At 61.3% G+C, this 3,912-nt stretch carries 5 protein-coding genes; all 5 read right to left on the bottom strand.

Annotation, left to right across the window (positions count from 1 at the left end):
- Nucleotides 1-91: 91 nt before the first annotated feature.
- A complete protein-coding gene (locus HMPREF0298_RS06905) occupies nucleotides 92-1,312 on the bottom strand; it encodes an ATP-binding protein (protein ID WP_006840417.1) in 1,221 nt (406 codons plus the stop codon).
- 154 nt (nucleotides 1,313-1,466) lie between these two features.
- Nucleotides 1,467-2,297, bottom strand: a complete 831-nt coding sequence (locus tag HMPREF0298_RS12915; protein WP_006840416.1) for a cation:proton antiporter domain-containing protein — start codon at nucleotides 2,295-2,297, stop codon at nucleotides 1,467-1,469.
- 67 nt (nucleotides 2,298-2,364) lie between these two features.
- Nucleotides 2,365-2,880: a cation:proton antiporter domain-containing protein gene (locus HMPREF0298_RS12910; protein WP_006840415.1), complete on the bottom strand. Its 516-nt coding sequence runs from the start codon at nucleotides 2,878-2,880 to the stop codon at nucleotides 2,365-2,367.
- Nucleotides 2,859-3,020 carry a hypothetical protein gene (locus HMPREF0298_RS12905; RefSeq protein ID WP_006840414.1) on the bottom strand — a complete coding sequence of 54 codons (162 nt, stop codon included), beginning with the start codon at nucleotides 3,018-3,020 and terminating at the stop codon, nucleotides 2,859-2,861. Before HMPREF0298_RS12905 ends, HMPREF0298_RS12910 begins: the two co-directional genes overlap by 22 nt.
- 55 nt (nucleotides 3,021-3,075) lie before the next feature.
- Complete coding sequence (locus HMPREF0298_RS06890) at nucleotides 3,076-3,699, bottom strand: hypothetical protein (protein WP_006840413.1); 624 nt, start codon at nucleotides 3,697-3,699, stop codon at nucleotides 3,076-3,078.
- Nucleotides 3,700-3,912: the final 213 nt, after the last annotated feature.

Raw genomic sequence — 3,912 nt, 5'->3', positions numbered from 1 at the left:
AACATCGGGATTCAAAAATCCACGCGCCCGCAATTAGGCTCTAGTCAGCCCGGGCATCCTGGCTTAGCCAAGTTTTGCACTCTAGCTAAACCTACGGACCCAGAGCCCCAATAGGAATTACTGCAACCCCGTCGCTCCGGCGTAGTGCGGGTCCTCCCGAGGTGATGACCACCAAGGCTGGGTCGTCCTCAAGGTGCCCTGCAAACCGCTTGAGTGTGCCGGCTGCATGCTCAATCACCTCCGGGGTGTAGCCCAATTTCACTTCAACAAGCACGTCTCGGCCGCCAACGTTCGCGACAGCGTCGACCTCTAGTTTCGTGTTTAGCCGAGCGTGGTACACCGTTCTCCCAGTTAGCGCACGAAGTTCGTGCACCACTAATGACTCAAAGAGTTGGCCGAAGTAAGCGGGATCCCGAAGTAGATGCTCAGGCCCTCGGTCCAACGCTGCCATAGCAAAGGAGGGATCAGCGAGATGGCGTTTCGGTGCCTTCCTCAACGTCGCCTTGGAACGTAAGTGCGTGAACCAAGCAGGCTGATCCACGGAGACGAAAATGCTCGCAAGAGCGTCGAGATAGTCGCGTGTTGTTTCCCGTGAGGTATCTGAATCTGTGGCGATGGTTTGCAGCTCCAGTTCGGTGCCCACACCACGGGCTAACGAACGGATCATTCTCAGTACTCGCTCTGAATCACGGTTCACGCCGCCAACTGTGTGGATGTCCACGTTCGCAACGGTTTGTACGTAGTCCCGGACGTTCTCCAACGCATCATCAGTCGGGAGACCAACGTTGTAAGGAAGGCCGCCCCGGCACACGCGTTCCGCCAATTGAGGCAGTGTTAAGTCCGGTGTCGAAAACGGCAATGGGTCACCTGCAACCGCAGCGGCAAGTGAAACCGACCCATCCGATTCCCCGGTTTCAAAGAGGGTCATAGTCGACATCGTCATTCGCGCGAACCGGCCCGCACCCGAGTGGCTCGTCGCGTCCGCCCCAGGGGCCGTGGACCCGGTGAAGATGAACTGCCCCTTCGCCTGACGTTCATCAATAACGTGCCGCGCGAAATCCCACAATCTCGGCTGCAACTGCCATTCGTCGATGAGTCGCGGTGTGGCACCTTCAAGCAGCAGCCGCGGGTCATTATCCATAGCGAGGGTGACTCCGGGATCAGTCTCTACATTAAGAAAACTCGCTGCTTGCTGCTTCGCCGTCTCTGTTTTCCCGCAGCCTTTCGGCCCCTGGATGAGCACGCCGCCCTGCCTGCGGAGCGATCGCTCCAATTCAGCATCCGCCAATCGTGGAATATACCCGTTCACCATACGGCAGCATAGTAGCAGCTACGAACATCTACTTGGCGTTTTGAAAGGGGCTTGCTTGGCGTTTTGAAAACAATCCACTTGGCGTTTTGAAAGCGGTTTACTTGGCATTTGGGAAACGGGGCGGGCCAGAGGCTCGTCGATAGGCAAAGGCCCCTTACTTCTCCCACATCGAACTCGGCGCGGTGAGGGCCTTGCGGTCGCGTGCGAGGATGAGGCGGTCCAGGTCCGCGATCACCGCATCGACGTCCGCGGGGTTGTACTTGCGCTCGCGGCGCGCCTGCTGCAGTTCGCGGCTGGCAGCCCGCAACGCGACCTCCTGCAACTGCGCAGCCCCCGCGCGGGCACGGTCGAAGGCAGCCTTGCGTTCCTCCGAACCGTCGGGGTCCTGCAGGCGCTGCTCCGCGATCGAGTCGAGGCGCTCCTGCATCATCGCGTACGCCTCCGGCGCGTACTCCTCGCCGTGCTCGCGGACCGCCTTGCGCGCAGCGTCGAAGGCGCGCTGGTTCAGCTCCTCGAGTGCCTTGTCGCCGGCGGGGCTGTTTTGCAGGTCAAGCTTATCGACGAGCCACGGCAGCAACAGCCCCGGCACCACCATCGTGCAGGTGAGCACGGTCAACGCGATGACAGAGAGCTCGTGGTGGTAGCTCGTCGCCGACGCCGGGATCGCCAGCACGACCGCCAGCGTGACCAGCCCGCGCATGCCCGCCCACGCCATGAGCAAGACCTCCTGCAGGCGCAGCGGGGAGACGTTTGTGTGGTGCTTTTTCTGGTTGATCTTGTACAGCACCCACATCCAGACAAAGCGCACCGCGAACGTGACGACGGACAGGACCACGCCCACCTTCACCGCCTGCCAGATGTGCGTGCCGGCGGTGTCGATGGCGTCGCGCACGCTCATGCCAATCAGGCCGAACGCCACGCCGGTGAACAGCAGTTCCACCGTCTCCCAGAAAGAGTGTCCGGTGAGGCGGTCCTCGGCGGTCATGGCCGATCGCGATGACGCCGGAGGCGTGAATGGCCTCGCAGCCGGCATAGATGGCGAATGGGAGCACCTAGGTAAACGCGGTGCGGATCACGGAATCGGGTACGGAGTTGGCGAACATGGCGGCCAACCTGCCCACGACCAGGCCGATCAGAACCGCGGCGATGGCGGCGTAAAGGAACTGCAGGGCGCCTTTGCCGAAGTCGACCTCGCCGTGCGCGACCGCGGCTGCCATGGCGACATTGAAGGTCACGATGGAGGCGGCGTCGTTGAACAGTCCCTCCGTCTGCAGCGTGCCGGTGATGCGCTTCGGGATGCCCGCCGGGCCCGCCACTGCGTCCACCGCCACCGGATCCGGCGGGGCGATCGCGGCGGCGAGCACCATCGCGGTAGTTAGGCTCAGCCCCGGCAGCATCAACATCGCCGTGGCGGTCAGCGCCGCGACCGTGAGGAACACCAGGATGATCGACATGGTCGGCACCACGTTGAGCTGGGAGCCGATTTGCCCCCAGCTCGTGCGCCGGGCCAGCGACCACAGCAGCGGCGGCAGGAAGATCGGCAGGATCAGGTGCGGATCGATGGACACCGTGTCGATACGGGGATGAAGATCACCGGCGCGACCACAACGGTCAGACGCGCCGGCCACGGCAGGCCGGTGCGCTCACCGAACGCGGCGACGAGGACGGTGGCGAGCAGTAGTCCGATGATTGCGATAAAGGTTCCCACGGAGGGGCATCCTACGACGCTCGAGCAAAGCCGGTAGCTAGATGGGCATACCTCTCTAAAATTTGCTGCCGTCGCCTCTCCCGCGCTTGCGAACAGGTTCCAATTCAAGGTGCTGAAGTTGTAATGAAGCTGCGAGATTGGCCAGACTGTCGTCAGTGAGCAGATCGGGCTGGCGAACAAGCAATCCGGTCAGTTGCTCCATTTCGTGTTCCGGGATAGATGCAAGCTGCGCGCGGACCTCGTCCAGATTTGTAGCCCCCACGATTTCCGCACCGGTAACCAAACGCATCTGTTCTTCTGCGAAGGCTCGCGCAGCCGCCGCGGCAATCATTCGAGCCTGCGCTTCCGCACTCGACATCTTCGCTCGTGAAGTCCCCTCGTCCTTCTGAGCGAGATCGGAGGACTGGGCTTCTTCAACACGATCTTGATTCTCGCTTGTGGTAGGCCTACTTCGCGCACGAAGAGATCGCCTCTTGACGCGCCGGAACGACCCTGCCCCCTTGTCCCACCACGCTTTGACGCGGGGGGCCGCTAATTCAGCGCCCTTTACTACAAGAGCAGCCAGAGCCCAGGCGATAGCCTCCCTCATCTCATCATCGAGGAATTCCTCCCGCCTGGCGTCACTAGTGACGTATACGGTTTCATGGATAACTTCCGGTTTGAGCTCTGACTCTTCCATTGGCACGAACCGGGCATTGTCCTTGAGCTTTCCGTCGGCATCAAAAAGAGTTTGGTGCCAACCTCCCTCCTTTTAGTTGCCCGGGTGAAGCTCAGGATCGTCCCATTCGTAGTAACCGGCTTGTCTCGGCAAAATATCCCCCTAGTGCCCGCGCGGCTGGTCGATCGCCTTGCCGTCCTCAAAGTAGGGGCGCAGGTGGTTGTCAAACAAGGT

It is taken from the genome of Corynebacterium lipophiloflavum DSM 44291, assembly GCF_000159635.1.
In the GTDB taxonomy this organism is placed as follows: Bacteria; Actinomycetota; Actinomycetes; order Mycobacteriales; family Mycobacteriaceae; genus Corynebacterium; species Corynebacterium lipophiloflavum.
This window is presented reverse-complemented; position numbering and strand designations above follow the sequence as displayed.

Coding starts and splice junctions, on each gene's coding strand:
- HMPREF0298_RS06905 (WP_006840417.1), bottom strand. CDS start 1,312: ATGGTGAACGGGTATATTCCACGATTGGCGGATGCTGAATTGGAGCGA.
- HMPREF0298_RS12915 (WP_006840416.1), bottom strand. CDS start 2,297: ATGACCGCCGAGGACCGCCTCACCGGACACTCTTTCTGGGAGACGGTG.
- HMPREF0298_RS06890 (WP_006840413.1), bottom strand. CDS start 3,699: ATGGAAGAGTCAGAGCTCAAACCGGAAGTTATCCATGAAACCGTATAC.